This window comes from Gelidibacter sp. (assembly GCF_035515035.1).
GTDB lineage: Bacteria > Bacteroidota > Bacteroidia > Flavobacteriales > Flavobacteriaceae > Gelidibacter.
Genome location: NZ_DATJCA010000115.1, coordinates 27,590 through 43,452, shown reverse-complemented (window position 1 = coordinate 43,452; position 15,863 = coordinate 27,590). Strand labels below are relative to the sequence as shown.

The following is a 15,863-nucleotide window of genomic DNA, read 5'->3' as shown; positions in this document are numbered from 1 at the left end:
CTGTGCCTTTTGGAATGTTGCAAGTAAGTCCGGTAAACGGGGTAAGTGCATGGGATTGGTGCTCAGGTTATCATTATTCTGATGATACTGCCATTGGTTTCAGCCATTTGAGTTTGAGTGGAACGGGAATAGGTGATTTGGCCGATATTATTTTTATGCCCATCAATAAGGCGGTCGATTTAACCCTAAATCCAATCTCAAGAGATAGTATTGCCTATAGATCTACATACAATCATAACAACGAAACTGCATCACCTGGATATTATCAAGTTTTTTTGGAATCCCATGATATCAATGTAGAATTGACTACTTCAGAAAGGACAGCTTATCATAAATATACTTTTAAAGAGGGCGATGAGCAAGCAGTGGTGATCGACTTAGGTTTCGCTATTAATTGGGACAAAGCGGTAGCGACGTCGTTGAAAGTTGAAGACCGATACACCATTAGCGGCTACCGCCATAGTACAGGTTGGGCGCATAACCAAAAAGTGTTTTTCGTTGCTAAATTCTCAAAGCCAATTTCGGATTATAAGATCTATGTGGATGGAGAAGTCTTTGAAGAAGGCGAAAATGCAGGTGTTAAAACTTCGGCCCAATTATTCTTTGATCCTGCAGAAAAGAGCACCGAATTATTTGCCAAAGTAGCTTTGTCATCTGTAAATATTGAAAATGCAAAAGACAATATGGGCCTTGACGGTTTTGATTTTGATAAAACTAAGGCAGCCGCCAATAAGTTATGGGAATCCGCATTGTCAACCATCGTTGTTGAAACACCAACCGATTCGTTAAAGACTATTTTCTATACGGCACTTTACCATGCGCAATTGGCGCCAGTGACTTTTAGTGATAAAAACGGCCAATTCCGAATGGAAAATGACAGCATTGTTACTGCCAAAAATTATACTGCTTATTCCACCTTGTCACTTTGGGATACCTTTAGAGCAGAGCATCCACTTCTGACTTTTATAGCCAAAGACCGGGTTTCAGATATGATCAACTCCATGTTGGCGTATTATGAAGTCAGAAAGATATTGCCTGTTTGGACGTTATACGGAAATGAAACCAACACCATGACTGGCTACCATTCCATTCCGGTGATTGTTGAAGCTTACAAAAAGGGAATTCGCGGCTTCGATGTTGAAAAAGCCTATGAAGCGATGAAAAATACCATGATGCAGGATGAACGTGGACTGGATCATTATAAGAAATATGGCTATATTCCATACAGCTTATTGGATGAATCCGTGACCATCACCTTAGAATATGCTTATAACGACTGGTGTGTGGCCGAAATGGCTAAGGCATTAGGGAAAGAAGAAGACTATCACTATTTCTTAAACCGATCAAAAGCCTACCAGTATTTATTTGATGCCGGATCCGGATTTATGCGTGGAAAATCGGTAGATGGGAAGTCATGGAACGAACCTTTTGATGCTAAACATTCCAACCATAGGGAGCAAACTGATTATACTGAGGGTAACGCTTGGCAACACAGCTGGTTTGTGCCTCAGGATGTGGATGATTTGATCAAAATCCACGGCGGAAATGACGCCTTTACAAAACGATTGGAGCAATTATTTACGGAAAGTTCTGAAATTACAGGCGATAATATTTCCGTAGATATCACTGGTCTTATCGGCCAATACGCACACGGGAATGAACCAAGCCATCATATTGCCTACATGTTCAATCATGCTGACCAGCCGTGGCGTACACAATATTGGGCGCGCCAGATTATGGATACCCAATACAACACTACGCCTAACGGTTTGAGTGGCAATGAAGATTGCGGACAAATGAGTGCGTGGTACGTATTGAGCTCCATAGGCTTGTATCCTATGAATCCTGCATCGGCAGAATACGAAATAGGAACACCAATTTTTGAAAAAGCAACGATAAAATTATCAGAAAATAAGACTTTTGTGATTGAAGCAGAAAACGTTTCGGATAAAAACTTCTATATCCAATCTGCAACCTTTAATGGAAAAGATTTTAATCAGACAAGAATCTCACATGAAGATATCTTAAAAGGCGGCACGCTACATTTTGTGATGGGTGACCAACCCAATAAAAATTGGGGAGTTAAAAAAAGTATACAACCATCCAATAACTAGCGGCAAATGGATATCATTGACGTATCAATTATTGCAGTCTATATTGTATTAACATTAGGCGTAGGAATTTGGATGTCTAAAAGAGCTTCTAAAGGCTTGGATTCTTATTTCCTTGGTGGCAATTCCATAAAATGGTATTATTTAGGATTGAGCAATGGCTCTGGAATGTTTGATATTTCTGGAACCGCCTTAATGGTGGGTTGGCTATTCCTTTATGGCACGAAGAGTTTTATGCTCATGTGGCTTTGGCCCATATGGAATCAGATTTTCATTATGATGTTTTTGGCCGTTTGGATCCGACGTTCTAATATCATGACCGGATCTGAATGGATCCTCACGCGATTTGGCGATGATAAAGCCGGACGGGCATCCCACAAAATCGTGGCGCTTTTTGCAGTCATTGCATCCATTGGGTTTATTGCTTATTTCTTTGAAGGCGTAGGTAAATTCCTGACCGTTATTTTACCTTGGGATTTGGCCTTGCATGTGGGGACTTCAGAACTATTGACTTCTGAGCAATCTTATGCTTTGATCATCATTTTTTTAACCACTATTTATACCATTAAAGGCGGAATGTTTTCCGTCGTGGCCACAGAGGTATTACAATATGGGATTATGGTGTTGGCAGGAATTTTGGTTGCTGCCTATTCGTTTTTTGCGTTTACCGACATTGAAGTCACAAGCGTGCTCACGGATGAGTGGAAAAGTATTTTTTTCGGTTGGGAATTGGATACCCATTGGAGTGAAAAATACCAGGCTTTTAATGATTTAGTCGATTCAGAAGGCTATAAAATGTTTGGCGCTTTGATTGGTATGAGCCTTTTTAAAGGATTTTTTGCCAGTATTGCAGGACCAACACCAAGTTTTGACATGCAGCGTATCCTCTCAACCAAAACGGTTAAAGAAGCAGCATATATGAGTGGTTTTACCAATCTCGTTCTGTTTATCCCGCGGTATTTATTGATTGGAGGCGTGGTCGTTATTGCTTTGGTCGTTTTGGCACCTGAGATGGCTGCAAATCCTAATTTGGATTGGGCTGATTTGGAGATTTTACTGCCTCAAGTGGTAAATTTCCATGTTCCTGTTGGAATCAAAGGATTGCTTTTGGCGGGATTATTGGCAGCATTTATGTCCACTTTTTCTGCTTTCGTCAATGCTGGACCGGCGTATATTGTAAATGATATTTATAAAAAATATTTTAAGCCAGAAGCAACGGATAGGCATTATATAAAAGCCAGTCATATTGCATCTTTCGCCGTGGTTGGACTTGGTGTATTTATGGGCTTCTTTGCCGATTCCATCAACTCATTGACCTTATGGATTACCAGTTCGCTGTTTGGAGGTTACGTGGCGGCCAATTTCTTGAAATGGATTTGGTGGCGTTTCAACGGTTGGGGTTATTTCTGGGGCATGCTCTCGGGGTTGATTATTGCCAGTCTGCAATTTTTATTGGATCAAAACAAAGGGCAATTTACAGAAGGCACTTTGCTTTATGATCTGTTACATGTATCGGCAATATATTTGTTTCCGGTCATTTTTGGAGTATCACTTTTAGGTTCTTTCTTGGGCACCTATCTTACAAAACCAACAGATATGGCCGTGCTGAAATCCTTCTATGCCAACGTTCATCCGTGGGGCTTCTGGAAACCTGTTTTAAATGAATTAAAGAAGGATAATTCAGAAATTGAACGCAATTCTGAATTTTGGTCGGATATGTTAAATTGTGCCATTGGGATTGTATGGCAATCCAGCATGATTGTACTGCCCATTTACTTTATTATCCGCGATTATCCTAAGGCTTTTGTTTCTTTAGGCGTATTTTTGATAACCTCGATAATTTTAAAGTTTACGTGGTTGGATAAGGTGCGGAAGATTCCGAATTAGGGATGATAGGAATTAGGGATTTGGCATGAGGGATTAGGTTTAGTTATGATTGGTGAGTGGTGTGTATGAGTGGAGAGAGAGAGAGAACTACATGGCCAATGCTGGAAGACCGATGATCGATGGAAAACTGAGGACTGCTGACCGTTGACTGCCGACTGAGGACTTACAAAGTAGTAAGAACAAAAATTAGTGGATTAGAATAATAATAAAAAATAAAAAATAATCAATATAAACTTATGAGTACATTTCCTTGGCAAGATAAACCGGAAGGCTGCAATGATGTAGTTTGGAGATATTCTGAGAATCCTATCATCAACAGATACGATATTCCATCCTCCAACAGTATTTTTAATAGTGCCGTAGTGCCTTTTGGCGATGGCTATGCTGGTGTTTTTAGATGTGATAACAAAGCGGTGCAAATGAATATTTTTGCTGGTTTCAGTAAAAACGGGATCGATTGGGAAATCAATCACGATCCAATAGTGATGCAAGCAGGAAATACAGAAATGATCGAATCCGATTATAAATATGACCCACGCGTTGTATGGATTGAAGATCGTTATTGGATTACTTGGTGTAACGGCTATCACGGACCAACCATCGGGATTGCTTATACCTACGATTTCAAAGAGTTTTTCCAATGCGAAAACGCCTTTTTGCCTTTCAATAGAAACGGGGTTTTGTTTCCAAAGAAAATAAACGGCAAATTCGCGATGTTGAGTCGCCCAAGTGATAATGGCCATACACCATTTGGCGATATCTACATCAGCTATAGTCCGGATATGAAATATTGGGGAGAACACCGTTGTGTCATGAAAACCACTGCCTTTGTAGATAGTGCTTGGCAATGTACCAAAATTGGTGCAGGTCCGATTCCTATCTTAACGGATGAAGGTTGGTTGATGATCTATCATGGGGTAATTACTACCTGTAACGGTTTCCGTTATGCCATGGGTGCTGCACTTTTAGATGAACACCAACCCGATAAAGTAAAATACAGAACCCAACCGTATTTATTGGGACCTGCTGAACTTTACGAAACAACCGGCGATGTGCCCAACGTGGTATTCCCTTGTGCGGCGTTACATGATATAGAAGAGGATAAATTGGCCATTTACTATGGTGCGGCAGATACTGTGGTCGCCATGGCATTCGGGAAATTGAGTGAAGTCGTTCAGTTTACAAAGGATAATAGTTTATAAGTTCATTAGACCTGTAAGGTTTTCAAAACCTTGTAGGTCTAAATATACTCGAAGGAAAACGAGGCTAAAAACCATCAGTTATTAAAACTAGGACATGAAATGATTTTAAAGATTAATTTATTGACTCTATTATGCGCAGTTGCCACTATGACAACTTTTGCGCAATCACAGACCACCATCATTCCAGAAAGCTATATCGCTTATCATTGTCCTGAACCTATTGAAATAGACGGGAAGGATACCGATGCCTCTTGGAATAAAGTAGATTGGACCAACCTCTTCATCGACATTGAAGGCATAAAAAAACCAACCTACGACACGCAAGTCAAAATGTTATGGGATGCTACTTATTTCTATATTTTAGTGAAAATGGAAGAACCACACGTTTGGGCAGACATTACCGAACATGACGCCATTATTTTCTACAATAACGATTTTGAAGTGTTTATAGATCCTGATGGCGATACCCATAATTACTATGAAATCGAGGTAAATGCGATCAACACAGTTTGGGACTTGTTTATCAACAAACCCTATCGTGAAAACAATGTGGTTTTAAACGATTGGACCGCAACAGGAATGAAAACTGCCATCACCATCGATGGCACCTTGAACAATCCGAAGGACACTGACAAAGGTTGGATGCTTGAAATGGCAATTCCGTGGGATGTTTTCAAAAAAGCTTATTTCGAAGAAAATGTGCCTAAAGACGACTTTTGGCGGGTCAACTTTTCAAGAGTCAATTGGGACCATGACATTACCGAGGGAACATACGGACGAAAAAAAGATGCCAAAGGCGATTATCTTCCAGAATACAATTGGGTCTGGTCTTCACAAGGCGTCATCAATATGCACGAACCTGAAAAATGGGGCTATGTGTATTTCTCATCAAAAGAAGCTGGCGAAAAAGATACGTTTGAAATCCCCAACGATGAAAAAATCAAATGGGAAATGTACAACCTATTCCGAGCTCAAAAGAAACATTACGAAACAAATAAACAATGGGCGACTTCGGTTGAACAACTGTACTCATCCCCAATAGTTGTTGAAGGAAAAACCATCCGTCCAAAAATTGAAACCCATAGTTTTGGATGGACCATTTCAGCTAAAAGTCCGTTTACAGATAAAACGCTGATCATAAAAGAGGATGGCGAATTTCTAAGTCAATAAACTGAGTATTGACGAAACCTCTCAGGTTTTTACTTGTCCGCCGAAGCTTCAGTGTAGGAGGAAAACCTGAGAGGTTTAAAAAGGTAAAACATTATGAAACTAATCAAATACATTTTTTTAATCCCGCTTTTTTTCGCGTGCAACACCTCTGAAAAAAAGGAAGAAACAAATAAGGAGGTCTCAAATCAGGAGCAAACTATTGAAAAAAGATCTGACGTAGATTTAAAAATCATTGGTTATGCCGCAGGATACGAAGATTACGATTTTTCAAAAATTGACGCCACAAAACTCACGCATATTAATTTTGCTTTTGCCAATATAGTAGACGGTAAAGCAGCCTTTGAATTGGAAACGGATGCTGCTAAAATCGCCACATTGATTGGTCTTAAAGAGCAAAACCCCGATTTAAAAGTCCTGTATTCTGTGGGCGGATGGGTTTGGTCTGATCAGTTTTCAACTATGGCAGCTTATGACGAATCACGAAAGAAGTTCGCGGAAAGCTGTGTGGAACTTTTAAAGAAACATGACTTTGATGGCGTGGATTTAGATTGGGAATATCCAGGTCAACGTGCAGAAGACAATGATTTCCGTCCCTCCGATAAAGATAATTTCACCTTGCTCTTGGCTGAAATCCGTCAAGCATTGGATGTGCAGGGCGAAAAAGACAAGACACATTACCTTTTGACCATAGCCACTGGAGCTGATCAAGCCTATATCGATCACACTAATTTGGGCGAAGCGCATAAGCATCTCGATTTTATAAATGTGATGTGCTACGACTTTTACCAAGGGTGGATGTTCCAAACGGGTCACCACGCCAATTTATACCCATCAGACAAAGAAAAGTACGGCGGGAATAGTGGGGTAGAAGCCATTGACCGACATATTGAAGCGGGCGTTCCAGTTGAGAAACTCGTTTTAGGCATTCCTTTTTATGGCAGACAGTGGGAGAAAGTTGCACCCACAGAAGTTCCCTTATATGCCTCGGCTAATCAAGGCGGATATATTATTTCCTATTGGGAAATTCTTGAAAAACTAAAATCGGGCAAGTACGAAAAAATGTATGACGAATCTGCACAAGCAACTTACCTCTGGAATCCCACCGAAAATATTTTTATTTCATATGATACACCTAAAGAAATCAAGTTAAAGGCAGAGTATATCAAAGAAAAAGGTCTGGGTGGCGCCATGTTTTGGGAATATAGTTTAGATAAAGATCAAGAACTATTGAACACCCTTTTTGAATCCTTGTTTTAAAAGTTAGTATAAAAATCGACCGCCATGAAAACCAAACTCCTCCTTTTTGCGACCTTACTTTTAACCGTAGTTGGCTGCAATCAAATGGAAAGAAAACAGCAAAATCTTTCTGAGGTTTCCGCGTCAACCGATGGTTCTTTTAAATTCGGTACCTGGATCACTTCCAATAAAAATAAAGCTGATGCTGATTATACTGCCGAATTTAAAAGATATAGGGAAGGTGGTATTGATGAACTTCTTATTAATACATCAACTGATGCTAAGGAACTTGAACGTTTGGTTACGTTAGCAGCCAAAGAAGGTTTAAAAGTGCATGCGTGGATGTGGGCTGTGAATCGACCGGGCGATACTGTGGCTCAAAAACATCCCGAATGGTATATGGTCAGTAGAGATGGTAAATCCTGTTTTGATACCCGTCCGTACGTCAATTATTACCAATGGTTATGCCCTACGCGGACGGATTCGAGAAATCATATTTTAAGTTTGGTTGAGAACATGGCAAAAGTAGAGGGCATTAAAAGTGTGCATTTGGATTATATCCGATTCCCTGATATCTTCTTACCAATCGGTTTACTTCCGAAGTACGATTTAAAACAGGACACAGAAATGGCAGAATTTGATTTTTGCTATTGTGAGGTCTGCATCAGTGAGTTCGAAAAAATCCATCATAAAAATCCGTTGGAAAGTGAGAATACAGCGATCGATATGGAATGGAAAAATTTCAGGTTGAATGCCATTCGTAATTTGGTGAATGACGCTTATAATATTGTTCATAAACATAATAAAACTTTAACTGCAGCGGTTTTTCCCTATCCTGAAATGGCAGATCATATGGTACGTCAGCGTTGGGACAAATGGAATATTGATGAAGTCTATCCGATGATTTACCACGGATTTTATAATGAGGAAATCGATTGGATCGGTTATGCTACCAAACAAGGCGTCACCGATTTGGAACCTAAAAATGTCGGGCTGAATACCGGCGTTTTTCTACCACCATTTACATCTGCGGAAGAATTAAAAGAAGCCATTCATTACGCCAAAGATAATGGTGCCAAAGGAGTAACCTTCTTTGATGGACCGCAATTGACGGATGCTTATCTCCAAACTATTAAGGAAACCAAAGAAAGTTTTAAATAAATACAAATGAAGAAATTTGGTCTTATAACGCTATTTTTTGCGATGTTTTTGCTTCAGTGCAAGGAGTCTGCAGATTTATCAAACCAAGTTAAGTTAACCAGTTTTGTAAATCCGTTTATAGGAACTGACGGTCCAGGAAATACCTATCCAGGCGCCACCGTTCCTTTTGGGATGGTACAATTAAGTCCTGATATCGGGATTTCTGGATGGGACCGAATTGCAGGTTGTTTTTACCAGGACTCCATTATTACTGGATTTTCACACATGCACTTATCCGGAACGGGTGCCGGAGATCTCTACGATATTCTGGTTATGCCTACCAACAGTCGGTTTTCAGAACGCATAGAAGCGAATCACTTTAAACCGTTTTCAAGCTTTTCACATGAAAAGGAATCTGCATCGCCTGGCTATTATTCGGTCGACTTATTGGATTACGGAATTAAGGCCGAATTGACCGCCACCGAAAGAACCGGCATTCATAGATACACGTTTCCAAAAGACGACAGCACGCAAATTCATATCGATTTAGGCTATTCCTTAAATTGGGACCGTCCCACCGAAACGCATTTTAATGTGGTTGACGACACGACCATTGAAGGCTATCGGAAATCTACAGGATGGGCAAAAGACCAACGCGTCTATTTTGTAATTAAGGTTTCGAAACCTTTTAAATCGTATCAATTATTTAAAAATGATTCGTTAGCGAAGTCGCCAGTTACTGGAAAGAACACTAAAATTATTTTAGAATATGCCACTGAAGAAGGCGACCAAATCATCTTAAAAACGGGATTATCTACAGCAACTATTGAAGGGGCGTACAAATCGTTGGAAGTGGAAGCACCACATTTCGATTTTGATGAAATAAAAGCTCAAGCAGAAAGCAAATGGGAAACCCAGCTCAATAAAATCGATATCACCATTGCCGACGATACAAAGAAGCATATTTTTTATACGATGCTCTATCAATCCATGTTGGCGCCGACCTTATTGAGTGACCATAACAGCAATTATAAAGGCGCCAATGATAGTATCATGAACGCGCAAGGATTTGATAGATACGATACCTTTTCGTTATGGGATACCTATCGCGCAGCACATCCATTATACACCATCATGCATCCCAACCGAGTGTCGGACATGGTGAATTCCATGCTCGCCCATTATAAGGAAACAGGCTTATTACCGGTGTGGTCCATGCAAGGCAACGAAACCAATATGATGATTGGTTACCACGCCGTTCCGGTAATTGTGGATGCTTATTTTAAAGGGATTAAAGGTTTTGATGCCGATTTGGCTTACGAAGCATGCATCGCAAGTGCTACAGATGCTTCCAGACAAATTGACGAGTATATGGCTTTAGGTTATGTGCCAGCAGGTGACGAGGAAGATGATTGGTCGGTTTCCAAAACTTTGGAATATGCCTATGACGATTGGTGTATTGCGCAATTCGCGAAAGCCTTGGGAAAAACAGACGATTATAATACCTTTATAAAACGTTCTGAAAACTGGCAAAATGTCTATAATGCCAACAGTACTTTTATGCATCCAAAATTGAAAGACGGCACTTTTATTTCAGATTTTCATCCGAAAGATTATTCCGCTTATTTCTGTGAAAGTAATGCATGGCAATATTTTTGGTCGGTGCAGCACAATATAGAAGGACTTGCCGAACGTGTTGGAGGAAACGACGTATTTGAAAGGAAACTCGATTCGATGTTTTCATTAAATCCGCTACCAGACGATAAATTGCCCATTTTCAGTACGGGAATGATTGGTCAATATGCGCATGGTAATGAGCCGAGTCACCACGTTGCCTATTTGTATAATTACATTGAAAAGCCGTGGAAAACGCAAAAATTGGTTCGAGAGATTTTAGAAACACAATACCAGAATGAACCAAGCGGGCATTGCGGCAATGAAGACTGCGGACAAATGTCGTCGTGGTTCGTATTCAGTGCCTTGGGCTTTTATCCGATGAATCCTGCACAAGGCGTTTATGCTTTTGGGTCACCACTTGTTGATGCAGCAACCGTTAATTTAGACAACGGGAAAACCTTTACAATAAAAGCATTGAACAACAATAAAGACAATATATATATTCAAGCCATCACGCTTAATGGCGAAGATGTAGAGCGGAATTATATTACACATAAAGAGATAATGGCGGGCGGAGAATTGGTTTTTACCATGGCAAATACACCTAATAAAAGCACCAAAAATTCTATGGCGCCATCGTCCAAATTATACAATTAAAAAAAGTACTGAATGTCAGACAGAAGAAATTTTATTAAAAAAGCAGCCTTAGGAACTATTGGGGTTAGTGCGGTATTGAGCTGTAACAATTTAACCAGTAAGGAACCGACGGTCGCCACCACTGCACCAAATAAAAAAGCAGTGAAACCTTTGGTGATTTCCACTTGGAACCACGGTTTGCCAGCCAACGAGGAAACTTGGAAGCAATTAAAAAACGGAAAATCGGCGTTGGACGCCATTGAAGCGGGCATGAAGATTCCTGAAGCAGATCCTGAAGTGAGAAGTGTAGGTTACGGTGGTTTCCCTGATAGAGATGGGAAAGTGACTTTAGATGCCTGTATCATGGATCATAACAGCGATTGTGGTGCGGTCTCCTTTTTACAAGGCATTAAACATCCCATCTCGGTCGCCAAAAAAGTACTGCAAAACACCCCTCATGTGATGTTATCTGGAGAAGGTGCCCTTCAATTTGCATTGTCTGAAGGTTTTAAAGAAGAAAATTTGCTCACCCCAGAATCAGAAAAAGACTGGAAAGAATGGCTGGAAGAATCGAAATATAAACCTGTCATCAACATTGAAAACCACGATACGATTTCCATGTTGGTCATTGATGAAGATGGTAATATCTCAGGAGGTTGTACCACGAGTGGTGCAGCTTGGAAAATGCACGGTCGTGTGGGCGATTCGCCAATAATTGGTGCAGGCTTATTTTTAGACAATGAAGTAGGCGCGGCTGCCGCTACAGGTTTGGGCGAAGCGGTGATCAGAACTGCAGGAAGTGCTATGGTGGTGGAATTGATGCGTCAAGGGAAATCGCCACTTGAAGCCTGCAAGGAAATTGTGGAGCGGATTTATAACAAACACAAAAACCATAAGGACATGGAATACCTCCAAGTCGGATTTATCGCCTTGAACAAAAATGGCGATTATGCGGGCTATAGCTTGCGCTCCGGATTCAACTACGCCATATACGATGAAGCCAACGGCAACCGCATGGAAGATGCCACATTTAAAATGGCCTTGGAAGAGTAGAAAAGATATGATAGTAATTGGGAGAGCTCTAACAGAGATATCTATATCGTAATTATAAATTTTATTAGAATGAATGTATTTAAAAAATTGGTTGTGCTGGCTCTAGTAATCCTAACAGCATCTTGTCAAGAAAAAAAAGAGATGAGGGTTTTTACTGAAGCTGACATTGCCATCATCCCAAAACCAGTCAGCATGCAATTGGAAAATGGCGTTTTTGAGTTTAATGACCAAACGCATTTTGTGATTTCTGACCCATCTCAAAAAGAAATCATTTCCACCTTATCAGACAAATTTAAAGCTGCAGCTGGATGGACTTTGGGAATTTCAGAAAAGGTACCTCAAACTAATTTTATCGAATTTATTGTAGATGAGAATTTAAATGATGAGGCCTATGAGCTGGTTGTGAATTCTGAAAAAGTAACCATAAAAGCAAAGAACTATTCAGGGTTTTTATATGGATTGGAATCGATCAGACAATTATTGCCACCCCAGATTGAAAGTAAATCCAGCGTAAAAAATACCGATTGGGTAATTCCAAATCTGACCATAAAAGATGAACCACGTTTTAAATGGAGAGGTCTGCATTTGGATGTGGCGCGCCATTTTTTTAAAAAGGAATACATCAAACAAACCATCGATATGTTGGCCATGCACAAAATGAACGTATTCCATTTTCATTTGGTGGACGATCAGGGCTGGCGAATTGAAATAAAAAAATATCCTAAACTGACTGAAATCGGTGCCTTCAGAAATGATCAAGAAGATGCCCATTGGGATGGCCGTCGAGTGACAACTCCGGAAGATGAAGCCACTTACGGCGGGTTTTATACACAAGAAGACATCAAGGAAATTGTCGCCTATGCCCAATCAAAAGGCGTAAGAGTTGTTCCCGAAATTGAAATGCCGGCACACGTTATGAGTGCCATTGCATCCTATCCAGAATTGTCCTGTTTTGAAACCCCTATTGGTGTGCCATCGGGCGGGGTTTGGCCAATCACTGAAATTTACTGCGCAGGAAAAGAATCGACTTTTGAATTTTTAGAAAACGTCCTGTTGGAAGTTATGGAATTGTTTCCATCGGAATATATCCATGTTGGTGGTGATGAGGCTACAAAAACCAATTGGAAAAAATGTCCGCATTGTCAAAAACGAATGAAAGATGAAGGTCTGGCTAGCGTGGATGAATTACAGAGTTATTTTATCAAAAGAATGGAACGTTTTATTTCTTCACACGATAGAAAACTGATCGGGTGGGATGAAATTTTAGAAGGTGGTTTGGCTCCAGAGGCTACGGTGATGAGCTGGAGAGGTTTTGAAGGTGGTATTGAAGCGGCAGACCAAGGTCATGATGTGGTCATGACGCCAACCTCGTATATGTATTTTGATTATTATCAAGGTCCGCAAAATGTGGAGCCTTTGGCGTGGGGTGGCTATATTCCTTTAAGCAAAGTGTACGAATTTGACCCCGTAGTAGAAACGATGACACCAGAGCAGGCGAAACATGTTTTGGGTGGGCAGGCCAATGTATGGTCGGAGCAAATTAAAACGGAATCGCACTCCCAATATATGATCTATCCGAGGTTGGCGGCATTGTCTGAAGCCGTTTGGAGCCCTAAGGAATCAAGAGATTGGGACGATTTTTCACAAAGAATTCTTACGCTCTTCGAACGTTATGAGTATTTAGATGTCAATTACGCGAAGAGTGCTTTCTTGGTCATGGCTGATGTAAACATAGACATGGGTACCAAAGAAGCCTCTGTAAGCCTGAAAAATGAATTTACCGATGCAGATATTCGATATACTTTAAATGAAGATCAACTTTCAAGAGAACCTATAAAATACACCGAACCTTTAAAAATTGATAAGACCACAACCATACATGCGTCATTGTTTAAAGATGATAACCCGGTTGGCGTGCCGTTTAAAACGACGGTCGTATTTCATAAAGCCGTGGGTAAAAAAGTGACGTTTAAAGAAATTTATGACGATCGCTATCAAGGTGATGGTGAGTTTGGTATGGTCAATACCTTACGTGGTACCAAAAACTTCCAAGACGGCCGCTGGCAAGCGTGGTTAGCCAAAGGTATGGAAGCTGTGGTAGACTTGGGTGAAGAGATGCCCATTCATGAAGTTATTTTAGGAACCTTGGAAAATCAAGGCCCTGGGATCTATTTTCCCACTGCCGTAAGCGTCTATGTTTCAAACGATGGAAAAACCTATAAAGAGGTAGGTGTCGAAAAAAGAGCTTTTGCTAAAAATCCGGCATCCGATTTAAAAGATTTTAAAGTGTCGTTTGAAGAGCAATCAGTAAGATATGTAAAAGTTGTTGCAGAAAGTTTAAAAACACTTCCCAATGGTGGTGATGTGTGGTTATTTGTGGATGAAATTGTAATTAATTAGATATGAGGTATTTTAAAATTATAGCAATCCTATGTTTCATAGTGTTCAATCAAGCTACGGCACAAGAAAAGCTAACAAAGGAAGAACGTTTGGAGTGGTTTCAAGATGCTAAACTGGGCATTTTTATGCACTGGGGATATTATGGCGTCAATGGAATTGGTGAATCCTGGTCTTTGTACCATAAGCAAATCACCTATGATGATTATATGGCGCAAGGGAAGAAGTTTACCGCCAAAAATTATGACCCAGAAGCTTGGGCAAAATTGTTCAAGAAAGTTGGGGCCCGCTATGCCGTCTTGACCACAAAACATCATGACGGGGTGGCGTTATGGGATACCAAAGTGAGTAAATTGAACGTCGTGGAAAAAACACCAGCTAAACGCGATTTAGTTGGTCCATTGGTTGATGCTTTAAGAAAAGAAGATCTAAAAGTCGGCTTGTACTATTCTTTGATCGATTGGTCGCATCCTGATTATGATGTCGTATTTCCGCGTCCTGATACGCGAAAAAATTATCCGCAGGAAAATCAGAATCAACTATCGCCATGGCAACGTTTTCTCAAATTTAATCATGATCAATTAAAAGAGTTGAGCACCAATTATAATCCAGATCTATACTGGTTTGATGGCGATTGGGAAAAATCAAGCGAGCAATGGCAAGCGGAATCTTTAAAAGACACCTTATTGGCGTGGAATCCAGAAGTGATTGTCAATTCCCGACTCAAAACTTACGGAGATTATAGTACGCCTGAACAGGGTGTTCCTATCGTAAGACCTGATGGGGCATGGGAATTTTGTATGACCATGAATGATAATTGGGGTTATTTCCCTTCAGATACCAATTATAAGCCGGTATCGCAAATCATAAGAACTTTTGTGGAAGTCATCGCATCGGGTGGGAATTTGTTATTAAATATCGGCCCTAAACCAGATGGTACCATTGGAGACAAGGAAATGGAACGATTGGAAGCTTTGGGCGACTGGATCAGAAAACACGAATCGGCGGTTTTTAATTCTAAAGCAGGTTTGCCTTACGGACATTTTTACGGCCCGACCTTATTGAACAAAGACGAAACCAAAATTTATTTGGCACTATTTGATACACCTAAGAACTATATTTCTTTGAAAGGGATTCAAAATAAAGTTAAATCCATCAAAGTTGTTGGAAACGGTCAAGACCTCAGTTTTGAAAGAAATGGTGGTGCGGCGTGGAATAATATTCCTGGGATTTTAAGGATTGAAGTGCCTCAAGCAAAGAATTTAGATGCCAATGTGACCATTTTAGAAGTTGAGCTGGAAGATCCGTTAAAGCTATACCGAGGTCATGGTCAGGCGGTGGAGTTGAATTAGAAAAAAGGAATTAAGACCGCTTCGCTGTTAGAATCAACCTGCCTGCCGGCAGGCAGGGAATC

The 15,863-nt window shown here is 40.4% G+C and carries 10 protein-coding genes; all 10 read left to right on the top strand.

Translation table 11 applies throughout. The features are described 5' to 3' along the window. The coding region (locus tag VLZ86_RS09915) for a GH92 family glycosyl hydrolase (RefSeq protein ID WP_325450860.1) at positions 1–2,114 on the top strand (2,114 nt) is incomplete at its 5' end. A 6-nt stretch (positions 2,115–2,120) separates the two neighbouring features. Next, complete coding sequence (locus VLZ86_RS09910) at positions 2,121–3,998, top strand: sodium:solute symporter family protein (protein ID WP_325450858.1); 1,878 nt, start codon at positions 2,121–2,123, stop codon at positions 3,996–3,998. Between the two features lie 236 nt (positions 3,999–4,234). Then, positions 4,235–5,200, top strand: a complete 966-nt coding sequence (locus VLZ86_RS09905; RefSeq protein WP_325450856.1) for a glycoside hydrolase family 130 protein — start codon at positions 4,235–4,237, stop codon at positions 5,198–5,200. A 99-nt stretch (positions 5,201–5,299) separates the two neighbouring features. Next, complete coding sequence (locus tag VLZ86_RS09900) at positions 5,300–6,370, top strand: carbohydrate-binding family 9-like protein (protein WP_325450854.1); 1,071 nt, start codon at positions 5,300–5,302, stop codon at positions 6,368–6,370. 93 nt (positions 6,371–6,463) lie between these two features. Beyond that, entirely contained in the window at positions 6,464–7,627 is a 1,164-nt protein-coding gene (locus tag VLZ86_RS09895; RefSeq protein ID WP_325450852.1) for a glycoside hydrolase family 18 protein, read from the top strand. A gap of 24 nt (positions 7,628–7,651) precedes the next feature. Next, on the top strand, positions 7,652–8,767 hold the full coding sequence (locus VLZ86_RS09890; protein WP_325450850.1) for a family 10 glycosylhydrolase: 1,116 nt from the start codon (positions 7,652–7,654) through the stop codon (positions 8,765–8,767). 6 nt (positions 8,768–8,773) lie between these two features. Then, a complete protein-coding gene (locus VLZ86_RS09885) occupies positions 8,774–11,020 on the top strand; it encodes a GH92 family glycosyl hydrolase (protein WP_325450848.1) in 2,247 nt (748 codons plus the stop codon). Positions 11,021–11,032: 12 nt separating this feature from the next. After that, the gene (locus tag VLZ86_RS09880) at positions 11,033–12,052 is read left to right on the top strand and encodes a N(4)-(beta-N-acetylglucosaminyl)-L-asparaginase (RefSeq protein ID WP_325450846.1); all 1,020 of its coding nucleotides are present in this window, start codon (positions 11,033–11,035) and stop codon (positions 12,050–12,052) included. A 69-nt stretch (positions 12,053–12,121) separates the two neighbouring features. Next, positions 12,122–14,452: a family 20 glycosylhydrolase gene (locus VLZ86_RS09875; RefSeq protein WP_325450844.1), complete on the top strand. Its 2,331-nt coding sequence runs from the start codon at positions 12,122–12,124 to the stop codon at positions 14,450–14,452. A 2-nt stretch (positions 14,453–14,454) separates the two neighbouring features. Further along, positions 14,455–15,801, top strand: coding sequence for an alpha-L-fucosidase (locus VLZ86_RS09870; protein ID WP_325450842.1), 1,347 nt, complete (start codon positions 14,455–14,457; stop codon positions 15,799–15,801). The last annotated feature ends 62 nt before the right edge of the window (positions 15,802–15,863 follow it).

Excerpts from the sequence above, each read along its gene's own strand:
- VLZ86_RS09910 (WP_325450858.1), top strand. The coding sequence starts at position 2,121 with ATGGATATCATTGACGTATCAATTATTGCAGTCTATATTGTATTAACA.
- VLZ86_RS09905 (WP_325450856.1), top strand. The coding sequence starts at position 4,235 with ATGAGTACATTTCCTTGGCAAGATAAACCGGAAGGCTGCAATGATGTA.
- VLZ86_RS09900 (WP_325450854.1), top strand. The coding sequence starts at position 5,300 with ATGATTTTAAAGATTAATTTATTGACTCTATTATGCGCAGTTGCCACT.
- VLZ86_RS09895 (WP_325450852.1), top strand. The coding sequence starts at position 6,464 with ATGAAACTAATCAAATACATTTTTTTAATCCCGCTTTTTTTCGCGTGC.
- VLZ86_RS09890 (WP_325450850.1), top strand. The coding sequence starts at position 7,652 with ATGAAAACCAAACTCCTCCTTTTTGCGACCTTACTTTTAACCGTAGTT.
- VLZ86_RS09885 (WP_325450848.1), top strand. The coding sequence starts at position 8,774 with ATGAAGAAATTTGGTCTTATAACGCTATTTTTTGCGATGTTTTTGCTT.
- VLZ86_RS09880 (WP_325450846.1), top strand. The coding sequence starts at position 11,033 with ATGTCAGACAGAAGAAATTTTATTAAAAAAGCAGCCTTAGGAACTATT.
- VLZ86_RS09875 (WP_325450844.1), top strand. The coding sequence starts at position 12,122 with ATGAATGTATTTAAAAAATTGGTTGTGCTGGCTCTAGTAATCCTAACA.
- VLZ86_RS09870 (WP_325450842.1), top strand. The coding sequence starts at position 14,455 with ATGAGGTATTTTAAAATTATAGCAATCCTATGTTTCATAGTGTTCAAT.